This window comes from Parashewanella tropica, assembly GCF_004358445.1.
Lineage (GTDB): Bacteria > Pseudomonadota > Gammaproteobacteria > Enterobacterales > Shewanellaceae > Parashewanella > Parashewanella tropica.
This window is the reverse complement of the sequence record NZ_CP037951.1, coordinates 1,542,561-1,567,386: the sequence shown is the minus strand read 5'-3', so window position 1 is coordinate 1,567,386 and position 24,826 is coordinate 1,542,561. Positions and strand designations below refer to the sequence as shown.

Below are 24,826 nucleotides of genomic sequence, written 5' to 3'. Positions count from 1 at the left end.
GGTAAATTGGTAATACCAATTTAGATTTAAACTCTCTTCAAGAGACTGTCTCAGTTTGACCATCTGGGAGCGATACTATTTATGTCAGAAAATAAAATGAATGATCAAAACTTGGACAATGCAAGCTATCAAGAACTGCATCGACCTGCTTCTGAATTCGAATCCAGAAGCGACTATTTAGAACACGAGCTTCAAATTATGAAGCCACGCCGTTGGGGGCTTAATTTACCCGGGCGTGACTTTCGATTTGAATGGGAAGATCTTGTACCAGCCATAGCGGGTACTATCGGTATTACCGTAATGTATTCTGCTGTAATGGCGGCTTGGGCAGCGGGTTTAACGGAGAAATGGCCTCATGTTAATTTAGGTGCAGATTTCGCGATTCAAGTAATGCGCGTCGAAATGTTGATTCCAGCGTTACTATTTTGCGTACTAAGTTCTGGCTTTATCAACCCTAGAGCTAACCTTGGCGGCAATCATGGCCCAATGATCCCTCTTATTGGCACAATTGCTCTTGCTGGTGCTCACCCTCTTGCTCTCGCCATTCTTATTGGTGTATTTGGTTTGATCCTCAGTTGGCTAAAAGGAGGTTCCCGACTCGTAAACCTCACCAGTAGTGGTGTTGCCGGTGGTTTACTCGTTTATTTAGGGTTTATGGGAGCCAAAGGTCAAATCACTTCATTATTTGACTGGTCTGCTGGGCTTCAAGCTAAACATGCTCTCGACTATTCATTATCATATGTTGCGTTTGTTATCTTACTTATCAACGTGGTGCTTTATGCCTTCCTAGCAAAAATTGAAAAGCGTTGGTTAGCGATTCCTCTTTGCTCAATTACGGCAATTATCGTTGCTTTTGGTTTAGGTGCAGGGTTAGATTTACAATTTGTAACCGCTCCAGGTCTTCCAAACTTAAACCCTGTTTATTGGTGGGGCTCAACTGAAACAGGTTGGCAGCTAGGCTTACCTAATGTTGAACACTTTATTGCTTCTTTACCATTTGCGATTTTAGCTGTAGCCATGTGGTCGCCTGACTTTTTGGGGCACCGTATTTTCCAAGAGCTGAACTACCCTAAAGGTACAGATAAAGTGCTCATGGACGTTGACGATACCATGACCACTTGTTCTCTTCGTCAGATTGTTGGTACAGCTGTTGGTGGTGGTAACATCACTTCGTCTTGGGGAACTTATATGATCCCTGCTGCGATTGCCAAACGCCCTATTCCAGCTGGAGCAATCTTACTTGGCTTGCTTTGTATTGTAGTCGCGATACTTGGCTATCCTATGGATGTTGCGGTTTGGCGACCAGTAATGTCAATTGCTTTACTTGTTGGTGTATTCTTACCACTACTTGAAGCTGGCTTGCAAATGGTTAAAGACAGCGTCAGCAGTCAAGCTGCTGGCATTTGTATTTTTGCGGCGTTTGTTGCTAACCCAGTGTTAGCATGGGCACTAACCATGCTTTTAGATAACAATGGATTGATTGGTGATAAAGAAAGACCAAAACAACTTTCATTTGCCGACCGTGTTGTTATTCCAACTCTAGCTTTTGTGATTTGCCTTGCAGCTATGCTTGCAGTTGGCATGATTAAAGGTATCCCAGCTATCATTTAATCTTATTGAGCGGTTTTCGGTTGATACCTGAAAGCCGCTTTCCCTTCTAGACATCACTCATTTCAACCAAAACCGTACAATTGCTCACAATTAAACCAATAAAGCTATTTTAATTCATATTTTCGCAACATTTGTCTCATTTTTTATTTTAATTTCCTATATAATTGCCGCCGCCGAGGGGTGTTTGCAGATAAAAGTCTGTGAACTGAGATCAAACCCTTAGAACCTGATCCGGCTTATACCGGCGTAGGAATGGGCTAAATGGCTTTTTAATGCCATGAAAAAATGTCATGACATTCTGTCGTGAACATTTTATTCGCACTTTCATAGCGCTTACCGAATGCCGGATCTCAGATTATTTTGAGGTCCCATGTTAAACCAAGCTTTAAAACAAAAATTATCTCCACTTGCACTGATCATTTCTGCAGCTGTTTGTGGACAAGCTATTGCTGAAACCAAGCAGAATGACGATATCGAAGTTATCAAAGTAACCGCTGATTTCCGCCAACACGACTTACTTACCTTACCAGCTAGTGCAACCATCATTGATGCTAAACAATTAGAAGATGAAGGCGATCAGCACTTTGAAGACGTACTGAATTCTATCGCCAATTTTAACTGGTCTGGTGCGACTTCTCGCCCACGTTACTTCCAAATTCGTGGTGTTGGTGAGCAAGAAGATTATAAAGGTGCTCCGAACTCATCAGTAGGTTATGTCATTGATGATATCGACTTATCTGGTTTAGGCATGGTTTCTAGCATGTACGACCTACAGCAAGTTGAAGTACTTCGTGGCCCTCAAGGTACTCGCTACGGTGCAAATGCACTTGCTGGTCTTATTTACCTAAAAAGTAATGACCCTAGCGATGTTTTTGAACACGGTGCTGAAGTATCAGTAGGTAATGACGATTTACGTACTTTCAGTGGTTTTAGCTCTGGCCCTATTTCTGATTCAGTGCTTTATCGTGTTTCTATTCAGCAACATAATCAAAACGGTTTTAGAAAAAACACCTTCTTAAACCGTGACGATACCAACAAGCGTGATGAATTCTCTGGCAGAATGAAACTACGTTGGTTAATCAACGATGGCACGACTGCTGACTTAACCGTTTTACATGCCAATTTCGACAATGGTTATGACGCTTGGACATTAAATAACAACGGCTTTAAAACCTTAAGTGACAAACCGGGTAAAGACAGCCAACGCACCACAGGTTCAAGCCTTAAAATAAGCCATACTGGTGCTGATGACTTTAACATTACGTCAATTACCTCTTTTTCAGAGAGTAAACATCTACACGCTTATGACAGTGATTGGGCAAACCCTAAATACTGGGAAAGCCGTAAATGTGGTGATAAGCCATGTGAATACAATGCGATTTGGAGCAAAACCGGCAATCGTAAAACTCTGTCACAAGAGTTCCGTTTAACTCCAAAAGAATCGGGACGTATCTTCGCTGGCTCGACTGATTGGTTGGTGGGTGTTTACGCCATGAACCTCAAAGAAGACAACAGTCAATTCGATGTTTATAACGGTGACCGTGGTGGCATCGATTCAGATTATGAAGCGACAAACTATGCTGTTTTCGGTCAATTAGATACTGATTTGGGTAATGGCTATAGCTTATCCAATGGCCTTCGTTTTGAGCGTCGTAATAGCGACTACACAGACAGTAAAAAAGAGGCTTTCTCACCATCTGAAAATATGTGGGGTGGCCATATCTCACTAAGCAAAACGCTTTCTAAGCAACACAGCACTTACATTCGAATTGCTCGTGGCTATAAAGCTGGTGGCTTTAATATGAGCTTGCCAAAAGGCTTTGAAGATAAAAAGCAGTTCGACACTGAAGTGCTATATAACTACGAGCTAGGTTTCAAATCTCGTTGGTTGGATAATTCTCTAAGCACTAATGTTGCGTTGTTCTACATGGATAGACAAGATCAGCAAGTTTCTGCATCACAACAAGATCCTGACCGTCCAGATCGCTTTATCCTTTATACAGAGAATGCGGGTAACTCAAGCAACTATGGTCTAGAGGTTGATGCTAAATGGCAAGCAACGGATAACCTAGAGGTTTATGCAAGCTTAGGTTTATTACGTGCTACTTACGGCGATTACAGCTATAAAGACAAACGCGGTAAAGTTATCGATTTATCGGGTCGTGAGCTTGCACATGCTCCTAAATTTACTAACAGCTTAGGTGCGACTTATCGTGCTGATAATGGTATTTTTGTGAACCTAAATACCAGTGGTAAGAGTAAGTTTTTCTACTCTGACAGTAACGACTCTAAGTCAAAAGGTTACCAAATCTTCAATGCTAGAGTGGGTTATGAAACTGAGGATTGGGGTGTTTACCTTTGGGGACGTAACTTATTTGATAAGAAATACGGCGTTCGTGGTTTCTTCTTTGGTAACGAACCTGACCAAGATTGGGTGAAGAAGCAGTACATTCGCTTTGGTGATCCTAGAGCGTTTGGTATCACCACTAATATTAAGTTCTAATTGAACTCAATATATTAATTTCCGTATTCAGTGATTTGAATTTGATAGGAACTATAGTGCGCTAAGACAACCGTCCGTTACAGGATGTAACGGTCGTGAGTACATGGACGTACGCCTCTGTTGTCGTGCGCACTATAGTTCCTTTATATCAAAGGAACCAAGCCATGAAACTTACAGCTGAAATCAGCATGTATCCGTTTAATGAAAACTACTTAGAGCCTATCCAGTGGTTTATTGAACGCCTACGCAACTATCCAAACATCACTCGTACTACTAACGCTATGGCAACTCAAGTATGTGGTGATTATCAGGAAGTCATGAGTATGCTAGCAACAGAAATGGAAGCAGCACATTCTAAATGGGGCAAAGCCGTATTTGTTTGTAAATTTATCGGCTCGGAACTCGACTTAACCCATAAAGAGTAGTGAACCTGAATTCAGGATAAGCAAACCTCTATAGAATTATGCACTCTCTACATGAAAAATTAATAGATTTCATTATCCAAAACTCAGGTTCAATATGGATTTAATTACAAAAATACAGTCTGAAATGTCTGTAATGACCAATTGGGAAGCACTTGCTGTTATTCTTGCTGTTGCTTACCTAGTATTAGCAATGAGACAGAATATTTGGTGTTGGGCTGCCGCTTTTACTAGCTCACTCATTTATACCATTATCTTTTGGAAAGTCTCCTTGTTAATGGATTCAATCCTGAATTTCTATTACATAGCAATGGCGATTTATGGGTATTGGATGTGGACCCAAGGCGGTGCTGAGCAACATGGCGTAAAAGTTGTCTCTTGGTCTAAGCAAAGGCATTTAGCCATTATTGCCACAACCACAATCGTATCGCTTATCTTAGGGTACTTTATGGCAAACCATACCCATGCCTCGTATCCATACTTAGATACTGCTACAACCTGTTTTGCAGTAGTAACGACTTACTTAGTGGCTAAAAAAGTATTGGAAAACTGGCTCTATTGGTTAGTAATAAACTCAGTATCTATTTACCTCTATATCAATAAAGAGTTGATGCTAACTTCAGTGTTGTTTGGGTTGTATCTTGTACTTTCTGTCATTGGTTATAAGCAATGGCGAGATTCAATGAAACAAAACTCAAGTAGCGATAAAACGGAGTCTTTTGCTTAATGGAGTCTTTTCCCGCAGAAGTAATAAGTGCACTTGAGTATTGTGAACATGATACGAGGCTCTCGATCATTCCGCACATGACTTCAGTCTCTACTCTGACTGCGGGAAAAAGTAACCGTAATTTTTTAATCAATACTCCTACGCAAGATTATGTACTCAGAGTCAATTCTGCTGAATCCAGTTTTATTTGCGATAGAGAAAATGAAATTGAGTGTTGGCGAATAGCAGAGCAAAGTAGTCTTGCGCCAAAGTTGTTTTGGGTAAGTGGAGATAATAACTTCTATTTGAGTGAATATATTCAGCAACCGATAGATAAAGGATATGGATTAAAAGAAGTCCAAAAACTATTGAATGCTCTGAGCACTCTGCCCTTGCCCACAAAAATAATCACTTGCGAACAGCAATGGCAAATCTATCAGCAACAAGTTCAATCTATTACAACTCAGTTGCTACAAACGAATAACTTTGATTTGCTCACTGAATATGAGCAATGGAATAAACTGAAATCAAAACTAGATTCACTACAACCTAACATCAAAGGTTGGGTCGATTTTCTTGAGAGCTTAAACGTAAAACCTCAATTCTGTCACAGGGATTTAAACCCAGAGAATATACTCATCAAAAACGGACAATTAATCTGTATTGATTTTGAATACGCCTGCCAATCACACCCACTTTTTGAACTGGCTTCGTTAATTGAAAACCATGATCTTACTGAAAGTGATAAAAAACTAATCGTTACTGATTATCTAAAATCACATTCAGAATTGAATTTATCAAATAGAGTTGAATTTGAAATCGCCACTAAACTCTTTTGGAGTTTTTATGATTATTGGGTAGTGATTATGGCGGGTCGGGTTCTTATCGAACAGTTGGAAAGTAGTAGCGAAATTACTGAAACGAGTAAACAGTTTAAGGAATATTACTCTCTAGCAAAGTAAAGGGATTACAAAGGCCACCAATAATCCAATGAGAGTAATAGCGTGATAAAACAACCGTCCGTGACAGGATGTCACGGTCGTCAGCACAGGGCCATTCTCGCACATCCATGTGCTTCATGGCATTCAGGCTTCCTGCCTATCAGATGTGCGCTTCGGTTGCTGTTTACGCTATTACTCTGTTGCTATATACAAGCTAATTTATCCAGTTTTTCAAACAATCACTGATCCCAAATAAACTCGCGATAATGCTTACGGCAAACTGATTCATAACTTTCGTTACCGCCAATGGCGACCTGCTCACCTTCTTTCATCACCTTGCCATCACCATCAAGACGAACAACCATGTTAGCTTTACGTCCGCAATGGCAAATAGTTTTGAGCTCAACCAACTTATCTGCCCACGCGAGTAAGTATTGACTGCCGTTAAACAACTCACCTTGAAAGTCAGTTCTCAAGCCGTAACACAAAACCGGAATATCCATATTATCGACAACATGAGTTAACTGCTTTACCTGTTCCTTTGTCAAAAATTGGCTTTCGTCCACTAAAATACAATGGATTTCTTGTTCCTTTAATGCTGATTCAACCAGCTCAACCAAATTCGATTCAGCACCAAAAATACTGGCTTCAGTTTCAAGTCCAATTCTAGATGCCACTTTACCTACACCATATCGATCATCAATTGCCGCAGTTAACACTAAAGTGTTCATTCCGCGCTCACGATAGTTATAAGATGATTGAAGTAAAGAAGTTGATTTACCTGCATTCATTGCAGAGTAATAAAAATACAGCTGAGCCATAGCCAAGGGTCCTTTCTTATTATCGTTGTAAAATGATAACAAGAAACCTTCGGCATATCATGGCTTAGAAGCTTTATATTTCAATATTGCGACCAATCCAATAAATAAAGTACAGCAAGTGACTAATCCCCACATTACTGAGCTCGTTAACCCTAAGACTAAATACCCAAACATACTGATAGTCGCCGCCATTAACGCATAAGGTAATTGAGTGGTGACATGATCAATATGATGACAACTCGCCCCTGTTGAAGACAAAATAGTCGTATCAGAAATGGGAGAGCAATGGTCGCCAAATACAGAGCCTGAAAGCACTGCAGCTAGCATAGGAACCATCATAGATGAATGCGTTCCCATAGACATATCAGCCGCAATAGGAAGCATGATCCCAAAGGTTCCCCAACTCGTACCTGTGGAAAAGGAGGTAATGCCTGCTAATACAAACATTACTGCTGGCAGTAGCGCAAAATGGATATTACCAGAAGCAAGAGTCGCCATATATTTACCCGTTTGCAAGTGTCCTATAACGCCAGAAATTGTCCACGCAAAAATTAATATATAAATGGCAGGCAACATAGATTTAATGCCGTGTAAAATCGCCAATTTGATTTTGTCTGCTGGCATTTTTTGTTTTACTGCCAACCATAACGTCACTATAAGGCCAGTGCTGGAACCGAGAACTAAAGACAAACTCACATTCGTTTTTTCAAAAGCTTTTATTAGACTAAGTGGCAAATGCTCCATTTGTAATTGTTGAACACCTGTCAAAATCATAAAACTCACAGTTGCAAAGACTAAGATTGCAATAGGAATAAACAATCCTGAAACCTTACCATTCTGCTCTTCGGGTAAATCAGCAATGCTGCCTGGTGGTGTGCCCTTGATGGGATCATACAGCTCCCCTCTTTGAGCATTTATTTCATGTTGTTTCATCGAACCTACATCTAAACCGTACATGCATACGCAAAACAAAAGCAGGAGTGAAAAAATGGCGTAAAAATTCATAGGGATCATTTCTACAAAGGTTCCCAAATAACTGACATTATGAAAACCATGCGTCGTTAATATTCCACCAATTAAAGCGATAATATAGGCCCCCCAACTTGATACAGGAGAGATCACACATACTGGCGCAGCTGTTGAATCCAAAAGGTAAGCTAACTTGGCTCTTGAAATGTAATATCTATCTGTTAACGGTCGTGCTACTGAGCCTACCACTAGGCTATTGAAGTAATCATCAATGAAAATCACAATGCCTAAGATCATGGTTAATACTTTCGCATCTCGACGACTTTTAACATGCACTTTGGCCCATTGAGCAAATACTTTCGCACTTCCGCTTACCGTCATTAATGCTGTCATTACACCGAGTAAAATTAAGAAAAGTAAAATATAAATATTCCATGTGCTTAACTGGCCATCACTCCAAAATAGCCCTGTAACAGTATCAGCAATATACTTACCGGCATGCTCTATTGAAAAGTTAGTAACCAATAAAGCGCCTGCAAGAATGCCAGAACCTAAAGAGAGTAAAACTCTTCGGCTAATAATCGCTAGAACAATCGCTAATAAGGGAGGAAAAATTGATAATGGTGAGTCAGCATAGGAAAGTATTGTCATACAGCCTTTCTTACTTTTAGAGCATAAGTAACGCTAGAGCATAACGACAAAATTGGAAGAAAAATAATTAAATTAAGTTAACCGCATAAACAAAAAGTCCTAACTACAAATGCACTTAGGACTTTAGATTCAATCAATTACAGCATTTATAATTTTTCAATCAGCTCTGGTAGAGCCTTAAATAAGTCAGCCTCTAAACCATAATCGGCAACTTGGAAAATTGGCGCTTCAGGATCTTTGTTAATTGCAACAATCACTTTAGAATCCTTCATACCTGCCAAGTGCTGAATTGCACCAGAAATACCAACTGCAATATATAAATCAGGGGCAACAATCTTACCTGTTTGGCCGACTTGCATATCATTCGGTACAAAACCAGCATCAACAGCAGCACGTGATGCACCAACGGCTGCACCTAATTTATCTGCCAGCTGTTCAAGGATAGCGAAGTTCTCGCCACTTCCCATACCACGACCACCAGAAACAATCACACCAGCACTGGTTAGTTCAGGGCGCTCTGATTCGGTTAATTCTTGAGATACAAACTGTGTGCTCGCTTCAATAGCATTTGAAAGAGATACAAGTTCTGCACTTCCTTCACTGGATACTGCATCGAAAGCACTCGCACGAACCGTCATCACTTTTTTACTATCGTGAGACTGAACAGTCGCCATTGCATTGCCCGCATACACTGGACGAACAAACGTATCTTCAGATACTACTTCAACCACTTCTGAAATTTGAGCAACATCTAACAGTGCTGAAACTCTTGGTAAAACATCTTTACCTGTTGTCGTTGCCGTTGCCAAAATGAATTCGTAGTCTGAAGCAATATCTAATATGGCTTTTGAAACGTTTTCAGCTAATTGAGCTTCATAAGTCGCATCATCAAGTAATAATACTTTGCTTACGCCAGTTAAGCTCTGCGCTGCTGTTGCTGCCGTTTGAGCTTGATGGCCCACAACCAATACATGCACATCACCTGGCAATGCATTTGCCGCAGCAACGGTTTTAGCTGTTTCTAGTTTTAAACTTGCATTATCGTGTTCTGCTAATACTAAAATTGCCATTTAGATCACCTTTGCTTCGTTCTGTAGTTTTTTCACCAGCTCTTCAACAGAAGAAACCATAACACCAGCTTCACGAGCCGCAGGCGCATTAACTTTTAATACGGTTTGATGTTCTTTAAGCTCAACACCCAAGTCATCAATTGAAATAACCTCTAACGGTTTACGCTTAGCTTTCATGATATCCGGTAACTTAGCGTATCTTGGCTCATTAAGGCGAAGATCTGTGGTCACTACCGCAGGTAGTGGCATAGATAAAGTTTGTAAACCACCGTCTACTTCACGAGTCACAATCGCTTGGTTATTCTCAACCTTAACTTCAGAAGCAAACGTTGCTTGTGGCATCCCTGTTAAGGCTGCAAACATTTGCCCTGTTTGGTTATTATCGCCATCAATCGATTGTTTACCGAACATAACGAGTTCTGCATTTTCCTTTTCTTGAATCGCTTTAAGGATCTTGGCTAAAGAAAGTGGAACTAATTCAGCATCAGTTTCAACCTGAATACCTCTGTCAGCTCCTAATGCCATAGAAGTACGAATTTGCTCTTGAACCACTTTAGGTCCGATACTCACTACCACGACCTCAGTAGCGATACCAGCTTCTTTCAATCTAACCGCTTCTTCTACTGCAATTTCACAAAACGGGTTAATAGCCATTTTTAAATTAGCGGTTTCTACCTTTGTATTGTCAGCACTGACTCTGACTTTTACATTGGCATCAACGACGCGCTTGACGGGTACCAATACTTTCATGGAGGTTCCTTAATAAAACTTGTTATCTCATAAGGTTTAATGGACTCAACTCTAACTCCAGTTTACGTTCACGTCAACCTTGCAGTAATTAAAAGATCCTGCACCTCGGATGAGTTGATTTATTGAGTAGAAATTATTGGGAGTGACAAATCCAATAAGTTGTCGATTAAGAGCCTTTACAAAACCACTGATTAAACTCTTCACTTGTTCCGGGGTGATGCTTTTTAAAGACATCTTGAAGTTCTAACACTTCTTCCTCTGTAGACATATTCTGTGCAATTTCTTTTAACAGTGAGTACTGCTCTCTATGTAGCAAGGTATAAAGCACTTCAATACCTTTTTCTTTACTCTCTAACATACTTACTTTCATTTGATTTTCACGACAAAGCCTATTACGAAGAGGAGTTATAGAGGGATAAATATTTAAAGGATATAAACTCAACCAAGTATTCAGAAATTGTTCAGGATTCAGTTCAGATAACATTTCTATCGCAATATCCTGATCAATATAAAAAGTTTTTATCAGAGAATGAAATCTTGATTCGTCATATTCCAACATGGCCTTGCCTACACGCTGTAGAACCAATCTAAACTCTCGTAATTTATCGTCATCATTTCCAATGCTCTCCTGCATAAAATGGAGTGAGCTTTCGATAGATGCGCAATTAAAAAGTAACTCCGTCTTCTGAAAATCAGATAGAGACAAGAATTCATCAGGGTTTTTCTCCATTCTCCTCATAATTTTATTTAATTGATCTTGGCTAAGATTACGCACTACCTGATGACACCCTTCATGTGAAGTTTGGCTTTTGATTAATTTTAATGCTATCGCTGGTTCAAGGTTCGATAAAAGTAAGTTCCGAGAGATATAATAAGGATTCTGATGAAATAAAATATACGGCACAGATAGCATTTTCAACCATACGTCATCGGTTAAATAAGGAATTAACTCTTCTAATTCAGCCGCATTCGCTAAATCAGCATTTTCTCCTTTTGTAGGGTACGGATCATCTAAAGTAACAAACTGTTTATTAAGTGCCATTTCCATTACAACCTCTTTAGAAACTGCCACTGAGCAACAATATAAAAACACTGTCATCTTGATTCGGCTGTCATTCAAAACGTGCCAAAGCTGTTTAACCTCTTCTTTAGTGATATTTAGTAATCCTTGAAAAAAATGTCTTGATTCTTCACTTCTGGATATTCGAGTAGCAACCATCCTGATGCTCGCATCAATATATTGTGGAGGATTTGTAAGATAAACGCGCCTAGCGCAGCTATCTAGAGATTGCTGATATTCTATAGATGCTTTTAGTAACTCTCCCAGATCCAGATCTTTTATATGAACATAAAAAGTTTCAAGTTGTGAATCTTCCAACTTATACAATACGCAGGTTATCAAAAGCGCTTTGAGATATTCATCATTAATCACGCCATTTATTAAATCAGCCAGTGCAGAATTAGGCTCTTTACCCGAAGGGTGTTTAGATAAAATGATTTGTAAAAAACCGGTAACCACCTCTTGACTTACAGACTTTAAGTCAGCAAGTAATGCCTCTTTTTTACCGAGCAGCAGGGTTAATCTTAAGATGGGGTCTATGTTGTCGAATTCTTCTTCAGGAACACATTGTCCTGCTATCAGTAAGGTTGGTAAAGAACTGGCTAATAATGACTTTTGAAAATTTGGAATCGTATTAAAGCTTCGATAATAAGCAGAATCACTCACTACTTTTATAACAAATTTTAAGCACTCTGGTTCCAGTTTATCCAGAACACCGTCCCAGAGCTCAGAGGTGTGAAGTGATTCTTGTATTAATTGGTTAATAAAACATTGAGCAACCCCAACATCACTTTGATCGTATGCGCTTTCAACACTAACAAGTGTGTACGCTTCACTAGTCTCAGTTTCACTAAGCAGGAGCTCACTTGTAGGTTTTCTGAGGAGTTGTTCATTAGCCAAAACGTTAAGCACTTCCGCTTTCTTTGCTAATGATAAAGACTTAAATACTTCTCTAAATTGCTCAAGCGGAAGTCTTAAATAAAACTCAGCTCTCATGTGGGCAGGTTGTTCATCCCATATAGAAAGCTCTATGAGTTGGCATAATTCATTCGCAGTAAACCATTCAGGCTCAGTATCTTTCTCGTGTTTTTTTCCGTTCAATATTTGTGAAAGGATCTCTTTCCTTAGCTTTACAGGAACTTTCTTTTCAAAAGTGCAAAGTTTTATACAGCGGCTTAGCTTTAGTTCCCCAAGGATTTCTGCTCGCACTTCATCAGGCTTAGTTATTACGGTTATTGAAAATAAATCTTCTGGCAAAGACGGTGAAGTAATGACATATAGCTCTGCAAGCCTAGCCGTTTTTGCTTTTACTTTCTTCGAGTACCCTTGTTCTCCCTTTTGCTCACAAAAAACATGAACTTTTGACTCATGAGCCTCAACAACTAAGGAAAAATGGTACTTTCTACCAGAAGGAGATGATATAAAACTGGCTTCAACACGTTTTCCATTTGCTAAGCCACTTAATGAGAGGTTATGCAAAGTATCTAAAGTTAAGGCCTGAACGGGAAATGAAGCTTCAGCAGTCATGTTTATACCATCGAGTTAATAAGGGTTAAGCGTTTAGTCCTTTTAAAAATATTCGAACTTCCAACGTGACTCGATGATTATCCATTATTTATGCACAAACGTCTTGAATGTATATTTTTATTAATATTAAGTTTTTGGTACATCAACTATAGAGGCGTGATATTTAAGAGACTTTTTTGGTATTTTTATGAATTACTTAATGTGATTTACAAAAATAGCTATTTAGAGCTTCACTTTCATTAGGGTGATACTGCTTAAAAGCGGTTTGAAGGTCTGTCACTTCTTCTTGTGTAAAATGCTCTTGTGCTAATTCACTCAAAAGTGATTGAGTTTCATTGTGCAAAAGGCTGTATAGAATTTCTACGGCCTTTTCTTTATTGCTTAACATACTGCGTTGAAATTTAGCTTCATGACACAGTCTTTCTCGCAGAGGGATCCTAGAACTTTCTTTGTCAAAAGAACTTAGATTTAACCATGTATCTAAAAGCTGGTCAGACGAAAAATCCTCTAACATTTCGACTGCAATATCTAAATACAGCCTGATTCTAGATATCATGGTATAAAACCTTGTAGGTTCAGTCTCAACCATTTTCTTAGCCAAGCGTTGCAAATCAGCGTCAAATAATTTCAGTTGGTCTGGGGTATCCTGTAACTTCGATTTAAAAGTAGAAAGGTCTCTTCCTATTTTTTCGCAATGATAAAACAACTCAATCTTTGCACAATCACGTACTAGTTTGAATATCGTTGGATTTTTTTGTAGACGCCAAATCATACTGCTTAGTTGAGCCTCTGTTAGATTATCTAAAACTTTGTTACAACCACATTGAGTTTCTTGATCCATGAGTAACTCTAAAGCTTCATCTCCCTTTAAATGAGACAAGAGTGGTTCAGAAGATACATCACTTTTTGGCTGTTGAAATAAATACTGTGAATGAGACAGCATCTGCATCCAAATATCACTTGTTAAATAAGGAACAAGACTTATAAGTTCAGTGGGCCTATGAATGTATAAACGATAACTGCCATGGCGATTACGCGCTTCCGAATCTTCACAAGTGCAAGCAGTAGCAAAATCGGTAACGATTTCTTTTGATACAGTAACTGGACAGCAATATAAATAAGTGGTCAGCTTGTGTTTATCACGAACCATCCATCTACATTGTGCCATCGCTTCTTCTTTATCTACTTTTAACCCCTCCATAAATAACTTTCTGGCTTCAGGTCTCTTATTAAATCGCAGCATCACAAGCCTTGTTAAATCAACAAGTCCTTTATTCATCTCAACAGAAGCTTTAAATAAGTCTAGTAACTCGGCATCGTCCAAATGATTTGCAAACACATCTCTTTGAACATCGAAGAAATAGAGCGAAATGCTCTCCAAAAAAATCGTCTTAAGTCTCTGATCACTAACAACTCTTCTTACTAAGCTCCTGATTGCTGGATCACCCATTTCAGAAACCTTACACTTACCTAAGGTCCCCCTTAAAAAGTTAATGATTATTTGCTCGTCAGCATGATCTAAAGCAGCGAATAAGTGTTGTTCTTGATCTAGAAGTGCCGCTAAGCGTAATTCTGGTTCTAGCTTGTTAAAAGCTAGATCGGTTATTTCTGCCCCTACAATGCTTAATACTCTAAAAGAGCTCGCTAGTAATAACTGCTGCATATTCGGAAGTTTCTCTATGCCGAACTCATATACTTTACTTAGTACATAGCTCAATTCAGGTGAAGCTAGCTCCTCAAAAACACCATTCCAGAGTTCAGGAATGTTTTGAGACTCACCAATTAACTCAAGAAGAAGTTCATTGTTTGGTTCAACCTTTGGTTCTTCATCCTCTACGTCAAGAAAAGCACAATCTTCAAAATTAGCCACAGCTTCTGCTTGTGCTTGATCAGCGTATATTGCCGTATATGTAGAGCCTTTAATCAATAAATTAAGGATTTCCACCTTCTGTGGGAGCGAAGCCAATTTAAACAACGCTTTTAACTCGTTATTGCGTAGCCTAGAATAAAAACGAAGCCTTATATACTTAGGCTGTTCATCCCAACACTTGAACTTCATTAGCTGTATGATATCGTCAATATTTACACACTCTTTTGGAAGCAGCTGTGCGTTTGTCAGGCTTAATTCAGGAGCTTCGTTATCAATTCTATTTTTCAATAGGATTTGTTTAAGTAGTTTCGGCTTTAAATCGGCATCTACATCATCTGATAAAACAAGTTCAACGCATCGATTTAACTCTAACATTTGTATAATTTCTACTTGCTCTAGATCTTCAAGTGATGGTGATTTTAAGGCTTTTAAAAATAAAACCTTTGGTATCGAAGAAGCTGAAATAACATAAATTTTCGCCTGTCTTTTGGCGGCTTTTAAATCTTTTGGCTGAAATTGAATCCACTCCGTTTTTATGTGCTTGCAGCTAACATCAATTTCACCATTTAAAACTTGAATGTGTACTTCATAAAGATATTCTTTTCTTACACTCACTCCATTAAAAGTTAACCTAGCCTTAATACCGCTTTTTTGTTCAATATTTTTATAATCCAAGGTATGTAAAACATCTAAGGAGCGAGTTTGTGAAGGTAAAAGTGATGCACTTGCCATAGGGACACCAATTATTCAGTATTAATAAAATAAAACTCTAAATCCGTTTTCTAAAAATTGTCCCTGAAAAATTTGATTATTGCTCAACTTAAACCGTATATCCATTTATCTTCATGCTTTTTATCTAATTATGACTCTTGTTTAATATTGGATTATTCTTACGTTAATCTTTCAACTTTTAACCTATAACTTACCTTTCTAAATTTTGACACTTTTTTGATTGATCTATTACTTTCAGTTCATTATTATTTCATTCAAATATTTAAATTATTGAATAGGAATGTTTGCAATGAATGATTTTTTAGAAATCTTAACTCATGGTCGCCGTTTTAAAGCTGCAGTAAAAGAGCTTTCGGTTGAAGAATTAAAAGAATTAGCGGTTAAATTAGATAAGATTATTGTTGAGCGTGAACAACAAGAAGAAGAGCTAAAAAAAGCAAACGCTGTAAGAGACGCTGAAATTGAAAAGATTCGCCAACAAATGGAAGCCATTGGCTTATCTGTAGAAGATCTAGGTGCGGTTAAAGCTGCACCTAAAAAACGCGCTCCTCGTCCACCTAAGTATGAAATCACGGTTGATGGTCAATTAATTCAATGGACTGGTCAAGGTCGCATGCCAACCGTATTTAAAAACGAAGTTGATAAAGGTCGCAAACTTGATGAGTTTTTAATTAAATAACGCTATTTAATTAAAGTAAGCCCGACGATAAGTTCGGGCTTTTTCTATGGATTCAATTTAAACCTCATTTTCAAAACTATTAAAAATCACATCTATATGCCGCCTGAATTATTTTAAAGCAACTCCTAAATAAGAATAATATCAATTGCAAATTTAGCTTTTGTTCTTATATATCACATTTAATTGATACAACGAGTTCAAGTGACAAAAGTTCGAAAACCAATTTCAAATTCAATATCTAAATGACGTAAATTGATAATAAAAAGTTACAAAAAAACTTCTTTTCCCTATTGCCTTTGCAGTATCCTAACGCTACCTATAACAAAACATCACATGGAAAAATGATAAATATTAACAAAGTGATAAGCGCTAGTGCGTTAGTTGTTCTGTCATCATCCAGTTTCGCCAGTGTACTTACACCGAATGCGAACAATAAACTTACGGCTTTAACTCACGCCAATATTATTGTTGCCCCTGGTGAAGTTATTGAAAACGCAACCTTATTGGTTGAAAACGATCGTATTAAAGCTATCATAAAAGATAATGACTTTCCAAAGTCTGCTTTAGAAATCGATCTCACTGGATATACCATCTACCCAGGTTTTATCGATCCTTACACTCAATATGGGATTGATTATAGCTACCCTGAAACCAAGAAAACCAAGCCGATTTACCACAATGACCGTATCGGCGGTAATGCTTCAAATGATGCAATTCATGCTGAAAAAGAATGGTTCAACTACATAAAGCCAAGTAATAAAAGTGCGAAAACTTGGATTAACAATGGCTTTACCAGTGTTCAATCTGCGAAATTAGACGGGATTTTTCGTGGTCGTGGGGTAAGTCTGTCCTTGGATAAGGATATTCCTAACAAAGTGATCTATCAGGCTCGTGGTCACCAATTTATGTCTTTCAATAAAGGCAGCTCAAAACAGGACTACCCAGGTTCACTTATGGGTAGTATTGCCCTTATTCGTCAAACACTGTCGGATGCAAAATGGTACAACGAAAATTACAAGAAGCCGGGAACGATATCTCAACCCAATGAAATCGAATTTAATGCCGCATTTGAAAAGCTAGCAAACTTAGGCAAGCAACAAGTTATTTTTGAAACCGATAACCTTAATAACCAATTACGTGCTGCTCGTGAATTAGCTGAGTTTAATTTAACTCCAACCATTGTTGGTACTGGTAGCGAATACAGTCGAATTGATGAAATCAAGGCATTAAATTATTCGATCATCTTACCGCTAAAGTTCCCTGATGCGCCTAATGTTGCAGACAGCGATGCAGCAAAAGATGTAGAGCTAGCAGAACTAAGGCATTGGGAACGTGCCGCTTCAAACCCAGCCGCTTTGGCAAAAGCTGATATTCCATTTGCTTTTACAATGTCTGGCAGCAATAAAAAAGGCTTTTTGAAAGAGCTTCGTAAAGCGATTAAAGCTGGTTTATCAAAGCAAGATGCGCTCGCGGCACTGACCACTAACCCTGCTGAAATGGCTAATATCTCTGATATCGCAGGCAAGCTTAAACCAGGCTACAAAGCTGATTTTGTGATTTCAAAAGGCGATTTGTTCGAAAACGGTAAAATTTATAGCGTTTGGTTGCAAGGTAATGAAACTCAACTGCTTGATCGTAGTTACGACAAGCTTATAGGCGATTACCAGCTCACACTTAATCAAATCGACTTTGACTTTGGCTTAGAGAAAAGCAAAAAGTTAGATGCAACGCTTGCAAGCGGTGAGCAACAAGTTGACTTAGATAAGCTTAAGTACAACGACGAGCGACTCACCTTCATTGCCGATCTCAGTGAAGCGGGTTATCAAGGCGTTACTCGTTTTGTTTTATGGTTAGACGGCAATGAACTAACGGGACGTATGGAAACCGCGGATGGTACGCAGCATCCTGTTACCGCTAAGCGTATAAAGCTTGAAAAAGGCAGTGACTCGAAACCAACAGAAATAGTTAAAGATAAAAAAGCCAAAGCAAGTTATGTCAGTAAGCTGACTTATCCAAATGTAGCTTACGGTCTTGATTCATTACCAACACAAGAAACCGTTTTAATCAAAAACGTTACTGTATGGACATCAGAAAAATCAGGGATTCTTAAAAATACTGATGTAATAATTGAAGACGGCAAAATTGAAGAAATTGGTCAGGGATTAAACGCTCCAAGAAATGCGACTGTCATTGATGGTACAGGCAAACACCTTACCGCAGGTATTGTTGATGAACACTCGCACATTGCGGTAAATGGCGGTGTTAACGAAGCAACTCATGCCGTGACTTCAGAAGTTCGCATTGGTGACGTTCTCAATCCTAACGACATCAACATTTATCGTGCTCTTGCTGGTGGTGTAACAACTGTGCAGCTACTTCATGGCAGTGCCAACCCTATTGGCGGTCAAGCACAAACTATTAAACTTCGTTGGGGCGATACTGCTGAGCAATTAAAGTTTAAAGAAGCTAATCCAAGCATAAAGTTCGCTTTGGGTGAAAACGTAAAACAAACTCACTGGGGTGATAAGTTCTCTCGTCGTTTCCCTAAGAGCCGCATGGGTGTTGATGCCCTCTTCCGTGAAACCATGGATGCAACACTTGAGTACGAAAAAGCGCAAAAGGATTACGACGATTTACGTCGCAGCTCTAAACGTAAAATTGTTGCTCCAAGAAAGGACTATCGCCTCGAAGCCATTAGCCAAGTTATAAATGGTAAGCGCGATGTTCACATTCACTCTTATGTTGCATCTGAAATTCTTATGTTCTTAAAAGTGGCTGATACTTACGGCTTTACCGTAAAAGCCTTCACTCATATTCTTGAAGGTTATAAAGTTGCTGATGAAATGGCAAAGCATGGTACAACCGCTTCTACCTTCTCTGATTGGTGGGCATACAAATTCGAAGTGTATGACGCGATACCACAAAACACCTGCTTGATGACGAAAAAAGGTGTACTTACAAGTGTTAACTCAGACGATAGAGAAATGATGCGCCGTCTTAACCAAGAAGCCGCCAAGTCAATGTTTTACTGTGATATGAGCGAAATTGATGCATGGAACATGGTGACTATCAACCCAGCTAAACAACTCGGTGTTGATAAATACGTTGGCTCTATCAAAGAAGGTAAACAAGCAGATTTAGCTTTATGGAGTCACAATCCACTTTCAGTTTATGCTAAAGCAGAAAAAGTATGGGTTGATGGCAAACGCTACTTTGATATCGAAAAGGATAAACAAAAGCAGCAACAAGTTGCCGATGAGCGCCAAGCTCTCATTCAAAAGATCTTAACCAGCGGCACCAAAATGAAGCCGAAGTCAGCGGCACCATTGTTTAAAGAACCTGAATGGCACTGTGACACACTATTCCATGCTTGGGATAGCAAACACAAACACAACCATAATCACAGCCACTAAGGAGAAGAACAATGAAAAAGAATTTTTTAGCCATCAGCTTATTGTCAGTGGCAGGGTTATTTTCAACAGCGACGTTAGCCAGCGACATCGTGCCAGCTGAACAACAAAAACAAGCTATTTTGATCCAAAACGCGACCATTCACACAGCTGCAAATGGTGTGATTGAAAATGGTGATATGCTGTTTGATAACGGTCGTATTGTAGAAATCGGCCAAGATTTGACATCGAACTCGGCACAAATCATCGACCTTACAGGTAAGCACGTTTACCCGGGATTAATTGCACTCAGCACCAGCTTAGGCTTGGTAGAAGTGAATGCCGTAAAAGAAAGTGTCGATAATCGAGAAGTCGGTTTTGTTAATCCTCAGCTATCCCCTGCTGTTGCTTACAACGCAGACTCAGAAATCATTCCGACCGTTCGTCGTAATGGAGTCACTTATGCGCAAGTGATCCCAAGTGGTAACGGTATTGCCGGCCAATCTATTGTTGTTAACTTGGATTCATGGAATGTTGATGACGCTCTGGTCAAAACAGGCTTAGAAATGAACTTGTATTGGCCATCTATTCGTTGGGCTTCATCAAATCCAAAAATTTACAAGCAACAATTGGACAACCAAAATAAGCAAATAAAAGAAGTCTATCAAGCCTTTGAGGATGGATACCGCTACTTTTTGGCTTCCAAAGCTGGTGATGACGTTGAGGGCAATAAAGCCTTAGCGAGTATGCTCCCGCTGTTTGAAGGCAAAGGGCAGCTCTATGTTCATGCCAATAAACAGAAGCAAATTGAACAAGCCATTGCTATTGCTAGAAAGTACAAATTCAAGCTTGTTATTGTGGGTGGTTATGATGCTTGGCGAGTAGCAACTTCAATCAATGAAATTGGCGCTAAAGTCATTTACACCAATGTGTTTGGCTTGCCTCAACGCAATGATGATCCGGTAGACCAAGCGTTTAAAGTCCCTAGCTTGCTTAAACAAGCTGGTGTTCCTTTTGCTTTAGCTATCAAAGCTGATTGGAATACTCGCAACCTTCCGTTTGCAGCAGGGCAAACCGTCAGTCATGGTTTGAGCAAAGAAGAAGCACTCAAAGCGATTACTGCAGACGCCGCTGATATTCTTAACCTAAAAGATATCGGCTCGTTGCAAAAAGGCTATAAGGCGAGCTTTGTGATCACACAAGGTGATTTGCTTGACCAAGCTGAAGGTAAAGTTGAACAGCTGTACATTGATGGTCGTAAAGTTGATTTGAATAATCGCCATAATCAGCTTTATCAAAAGTACTTGAAGCGATAGGATATCGTTTCATCTTTATAAATCATGCCCGTAATTTCGGGCATGATGTGTTTTTATGCCCATGAGGTTAATATGAAAAAACTCATCTTCTTCTTTCCCCTTTTTCTCACTGGGTGTTCGGGGAATTACGCCTTCCATAGTAATATCGACAAAGAGACCATCAAAGATTATTTTAAAGCAGCAGATGTAAAGCTGTTTGACAAAAATCATCCTGCTCCAGCTGACTTTCAGACAATTAAAATTGTGAATGGTGAAGCTTGTCAAATGTCTAGCGATGATAAAATCGCAACAGAAGCTGATGCGAGAACCGATGCTCGTCGTAAAGCTGCCGACTTAGGTGCGAATGGATTTATCGTAGAGCATTGCGTTAATCTTTCAACGCCAACTCCAGAATGCCTTACCCAAGTTATGTGCAGTGGTAAAGCGATTAAAATTAAATAATCACGGTTACCCCTTCCAAAACTAAATCAATTCATTGGAGCTAAGGCTAAAAATTGTTTACGCAAACCATAGAAGCAGTCGGTATTTGTAAAACCCCTTACCAACAAAAATTTGGCATTCCCAGACAACCCGGCTTAGTTGAAGCGAAGGGGCAGATACGACTTACTGGAGAATATAACCACCTCGATTTTGTTCAAGGCATTGAGCAATACTCTCACCTTTGGCTGTTATTCAGTTTTCACGAAAACCTTGAGCAAGGCTTTAAAGCTAAAGTTCGCCCCCCTCGCCTTGGCGGTAACGAAAAAATTGGTGTATTTGCCACTCGATCAACCTTTCGTCCAAACGGTATTGGTCAATCGGTAGTAAAGCTTGAAGGGGTAAGGTTTGAGTCAAACCAAGTCATTATTGATATTTCAGGTATGGATTTGGTTGATGGTACGCCAATTCTGGATATCAAACCTTATTTACCATTTTCAGACAGTTTACCTGATGCTCAGGCAGGTATGGCACAAGAATCGCCAGAGTTATGTGAAATAGTCTTCAATGATTCGTGTTTAACTCAGTTAAGTCAAATGTATAAAGGTGAAGAACTAAAACGATTAATTGAACAAGTCCTCGCTCAAGACCCTCGTCCTGCATATAAGAAAAATAAGCCTGATGATAAGCAATATTTTATTACTCTAGATAAGTTTAATATTGGTTGGCAAGTGATTGAGCAATGTATTGTCGTTTTCTCAATAGAGTTAATTAAAGCGTAATTTATATCGCCAAATGGACGTCTTTATCTATTAAATTTCTACGGCCAGCGGTGTTTAGAGCTGATGTTACAGTCTGTATTATTCAGCCGTGACCCGCTTTAAGGAAAATAAATAGCCACTCAACCTCTTCTGCTCGCAAAACTCTTTAAGTGATTGCGCTGAACCAGTAATGTCTCTCGCCTGATAATAATCTTGCCAATCTACAGCAACCTCGTCATCAAGAAACACTGCACTGCCATCAGGATTAAATTTTAAAGCGGTAAAGTGACCGGATACGATGTTATCGCCTGCGTGACAGGATATGCCTACGACTTGATACTCAATATCCTGTGGTTGTGAATCATTACCTATAAACATAGAGACCTTAACCTTACGACCACTTTCAAGTAAAGAATGTATCACCTCTAATCCAGCATCCTTTTTACGAGGCTTTCCACTTTTTCTGTCAACTACCATACAAGTAGGTTTTTCAGTGAGGCCTTCAAATAATTTAAGCTGAACCATGAATTGATTTGGCGGAGATGACTCTGCATAGAATTTAAATTGTTTACTGGTAATGACATCTTCGGCTGTCATTTTATGTTGTTCAAGTACGCTATGTTCCCAGCGCTTGTTTTCAGTTTTCCTCATTTTTTCTTCTTTACAATATTGTTTTAAGTAACTGTCTAAAGTCACCTCATCTCCCTCTAAAGGAAGATTCACCGTAGCTAAAGGCGAAGGTGTATTGGCACGACTTTGTGCTAAATATCTTCGACCATCTGAAGAATGTAAATGAGTAACTTCCACTGTCTCAATATGATTCCCTGGAGCAACTTTAAGCCCCATAATATCCATGACTTCATTCAAAAACTCTTGAGGATCTTGTTGACGTATTTTGGCGTACCTTAATTGTCCAAAGTCAGGAGTCAGCAGATACTGAGATATAAACCTTCCAGTTGCTTCCGCAAAGTGATAATAAGCCTCTAAAAAGTCTTGTTGCTGCTGTGCAGGAGACACAATTTCAGTAGGAACGGTGACATCCATCTGGAGTCTTTCCAGTAGTTTTACAAACTCACTTTTAAAGTTCATTAATGCATTAAGCTTGGCGTTAATATCAACATCAGGGTACTCAGGCAGAATGATCGGCTTAGAAACAAGTTCCTCTTCTGACATCTCACAAATGTTCTTTGTCCAACGATCTATATATTCAGCTCTTTCAAGTTGAATGACTTCTTCTCGTCTTTCAAGCTCCTCGATACATAAAACTTTGGGTACACTGCTAAAGTCAATGGGAGGTAATGCAGTTAATACAATATCTTTGACAGCAGCAGAAGGTATTCCATGTTTTAGCTCTTCAAGGATCTCAGTTGATTTCAAGTGGATACCTAGCAACTGTAAGCCACTATTCATAAAACAGGTATTTCCCCAGTTATACAAGCCTGCCGCCTTGGGTTTTACCCCTCTCGCAATGACTTTACTTGCCTCGGATGTTTTTGGAACGATGTTTATTTTGCCAGTAATTTGAGTGTAAGTAGACTTGGCGACGATGTCCAATGTGTTTATAGCGTTACCAATTTGGTTTATTGATAAATCAAAATAAGGTGCATCAAGAGCCAAACCAAAATATTCATCCAGTAAATCTTCAGGCTGAACTGGCTGAACCTTTTGATAAATGGCCAACCAGTGTGCTAATTGCTGCTCCGAATATAGAGAAACATCGACTCTGGAAAATAAAGCATCAAAGTGCTCCTTAGACTTAACTAATCCACCTTGCATCAATTTTTCTTTAAGAACCTGCTTCGTCATATTGACAGGAGTTCGAGGATCGGGTAGCTGTTCTGAATAAACTACTTCTGGATGTTTTAGCTGTACGGTAGGCTGGCGAAGAGGAGGAGTACTTACTTTAGGCTTTTGATTCTGCTTTTCTTTATCTTTTTTTCGTGCCACTGGAGTTTCACTTTTCTTGGCTGCTCCTTTGGTTTTCAAGCCACCCTTAGCTTTTGGGGAGGATGCCTGAACTTGATTTAATGTTTCAACCGAATACTTTGGCTCAAAAATAGAAATATCTTGATTCATAAGTTCCCATGTACCCGCTACATTTAAATCATCGGTTGTGGGGACATAAAAATCAGAATCTAATGCTAAAGTTAAATCTGACTCTTGTAGAGGCTCTTGTGATTTGACTCCAGCAGCACAAGGTGAAGCTTGAGGAGGGTTTAATTCAACCTTAACATGTTTAAACCTTTGAACATCGCTACCGTTTTGGTTTTTTAGCACCAATGTATAACCATCATTTTTCCCATAACGACGATAAAACTCTAATTCTAACTTGAGTCTTCCATCACACCGTTGGTTTACTTGTGCTATCGCTTGTTCAGCAACGTCTTTGGTTTCGGCTTCAAGAGCTGCTTGAAAAGCTTGTGACAACTTTATACGAAGCTCCTTTTCCTCAAACTCTTTCGGTAATGCAGGCTTTATATCTGGTGTCCATATCTGCGCAAAGGATTGGACATCTTCAGTTAGGTTCTTATCGTTATTTTGAGCAAAGTCATCGACGGTAGCATCGTATGAATGACTCACGAGATCAGTTTTCTTTCCTAAGGGATCCAAGATAGTACCTAACCACCAGTT

Annotated in this window: 17 protein-coding genes and 1 riboswitch; of the genes, 10 read left to right on the top strand and 7 right to left on the bottom strand. The window is 39.2% G+C overall.

Translation table 11 applies throughout. The features are described from left to right. Positions 1-81: 81 nt before the first annotated feature. From E2H97_RS06670 to E2H97_RS06650, 5 genes are all read left to right on the top strand, one after another. The gene (locus E2H97_RS06670; RefSeq protein ID WP_133406419.1) at positions 82-1,611 is read left to right on the top strand and encodes a DUF3360 family protein; all 1,530 of its coding nucleotides are present in this window, start codon (positions 82-84) and stop codon (positions 1,609-1,611) included. 166 nt (positions 1,612-1,777) lie between these two features. Beyond that, positions 1,778-1,882, top strand: a riboswitch (TPP riboswitch). Between the two features lie 99 nt (positions 1,883-1,981). Beyond that, positions 1,982-4,114, top strand: a complete 2,133-nt coding sequence (locus E2H97_RS06665; protein ID WP_133406418.1) for a TonB-dependent receptor — start codon at positions 1,982-1,984, stop codon at positions 4,112-4,114. A gap of 164 nt (positions 4,115-4,278) precedes the next feature. Beyond that, positions 4,279-4,539 (top strand): hypothetical protein, encoded by a 261-nt coding sequence (locus tag E2H97_RS06660; protein ID WP_133406417.1) that lies wholly within the window; start codon positions 4,279-4,281, stop codon positions 4,537-4,539. Positions 4,540-4,633: 94 nt separating this feature from the next. Continuing rightward, on the top strand, positions 4,634-5,263 hold the full coding sequence (gene pnuC / locus E2H97_RS06655) for a nicotinamide riboside transporter PnuC (RefSeq protein WP_133406416.1): 630 nt from the start codon (positions 4,634-4,636) through the stop codon (positions 5,261-5,263). Next, positions 5,263-6,204, top strand: coding sequence for a phosphotransferase (locus tag E2H97_RS06650; RefSeq protein WP_133406415.1), 942 nt, complete (start codon positions 5,263-5,265; stop codon positions 6,202-6,204). The genes pnuC and E2H97_RS06650 overlap by 1 nt, the downstream gene beginning before the upstream one ends. A 218-nt stretch (positions 6,205-6,422) precedes the next feature. Here the strand turns inward: E2H97_RS06650 and E2H97_RS06645 are convergent, their stop codons facing one another. From E2H97_RS06645 to E2H97_RS06620, 6 genes are all read right to left on the bottom strand, one after another. After that, positions 6,423-7,004, bottom strand: a complete 582-nt coding sequence (locus tag E2H97_RS06645; protein WP_133406414.1) for a thymidine kinase — start codon at positions 7,002-7,004, stop codon at positions 6,423-6,425. 57 nt (positions 7,005-7,061) lie between these two features. Further along, entirely contained in the window at positions 7,062-8,624 is a 1,563-nt protein-coding gene (locus E2H97_RS06640; protein ID WP_133406413.1) for a Na+/H+ antiporter NhaC family protein, read from the bottom strand. Between the two features lie 146 nt (positions 8,625-8,770). Next, positions 8,771-9,694: an electron transfer flavoprotein subunit alpha/FixB family protein gene (locus E2H97_RS06635; protein WP_133406412.1), complete on the bottom strand. Its 924-nt coding sequence runs from the start codon at positions 9,692-9,694 to the stop codon at positions 8,771-8,773. Further along, a complete protein-coding gene (locus tag E2H97_RS06630) occupies positions 9,695-10,444 on the bottom strand; it encodes an electron transfer flavoprotein subunit beta/FixA family protein (RefSeq protein WP_133406411.1) in 750 nt (249 codons plus the stop codon). A gap of 166 nt (positions 10,445-10,610) precedes the next feature. After that, the gene (locus E2H97_RS06625; RefSeq protein WP_133406410.1) at positions 10,611-13,031 is read right to left on the bottom strand and encodes a hypothetical protein; all 2,421 of its coding nucleotides are present in this window, start codon (positions 13,029-13,031) and stop codon (positions 10,611-10,613) included. 196 nt (positions 13,032-13,227) lie between these two features. Beyond that, complete coding sequence (locus E2H97_RS06620; RefSeq protein ID WP_133406409.1) at positions 13,228-15,633, bottom strand: hypothetical protein; 2,406 nt, start codon at positions 15,631-15,633, stop codon at positions 13,228-13,230. A 289-nt stretch (positions 15,634-15,922) separates the two neighbouring features. Here E2H97_RS06620 and E2H97_RS06615 point away from each other — a divergent pair, with 289 nt between their 5' ends. The 5 genes from E2H97_RS06615 to tsaA all read left to right on the top strand — a co-directional run bounded on the left by E2H97_RS06615 (position 15,923) and on the right by tsaA (position 22,216). Beyond that, positions 15,923-16,312, top strand: a complete 390-nt coding sequence (locus tag E2H97_RS06615) for an H-NS histone family protein (RefSeq protein ID WP_133406408.1) — start codon at positions 15,923-15,925, stop codon at positions 16,310-16,312. 341 nt (positions 16,313-16,653) lie between these two features. After that, positions 16,654-19,725 carry an amidohydrolase family protein gene (locus E2H97_RS06610; RefSeq protein WP_133406407.1) on the top strand — a complete coding sequence of 1,024 codons (3,072 nt, stop codon included), beginning with the start codon at positions 16,654-16,656 and terminating at the stop codon, positions 19,723-19,725. Positions 19,726-19,736: 11 nt separating this feature from the next. Continuing rightward, positions 19,737-21,017, top strand: a complete 1,281-nt coding sequence (locus tag E2H97_RS06605) for an amidohydrolase family protein (protein WP_133406406.1) — start codon at positions 19,737-19,739, stop codon at positions 21,015-21,017. Positions 21,018-21,089: 72 nt separating this feature from the next. Further along, positions 21,090-21,458, top strand: coding sequence for an Rcs stress response system protein RcsF (gene rcsF, locus E2H97_RS06600; protein ID WP_170308255.1), 369 nt, complete (start codon positions 21,090-21,092; stop codon positions 21,456-21,458). 53 nt (positions 21,459-21,511) lie between these two features. Continuing rightward, entirely contained in the window at positions 21,512-22,216 is a 705-nt protein-coding gene (gene tsaA, locus E2H97_RS06595; protein WP_133406404.1) for a tRNA (N6-threonylcarbamoyladenosine(37)-N6)-methyltransferase TrmO, read from the top strand. Between the two features lie 78 nt (positions 22,217-22,294). Here tsaA and E2H97_RS06590 read toward each other — a convergent pair whose 3' ends face one another. Next, positions 22,295-24,805: a ubiquitin carboxyl-terminal hydrolase gene (locus E2H97_RS06590; RefSeq protein ID WP_133406403.1), complete on the bottom strand. Its 2,511-nt coding sequence runs from the start codon at positions 24,803-24,805 to the stop codon at positions 22,295-22,297. Positions 24,806-24,826 lie beyond the last annotated feature (21 nt).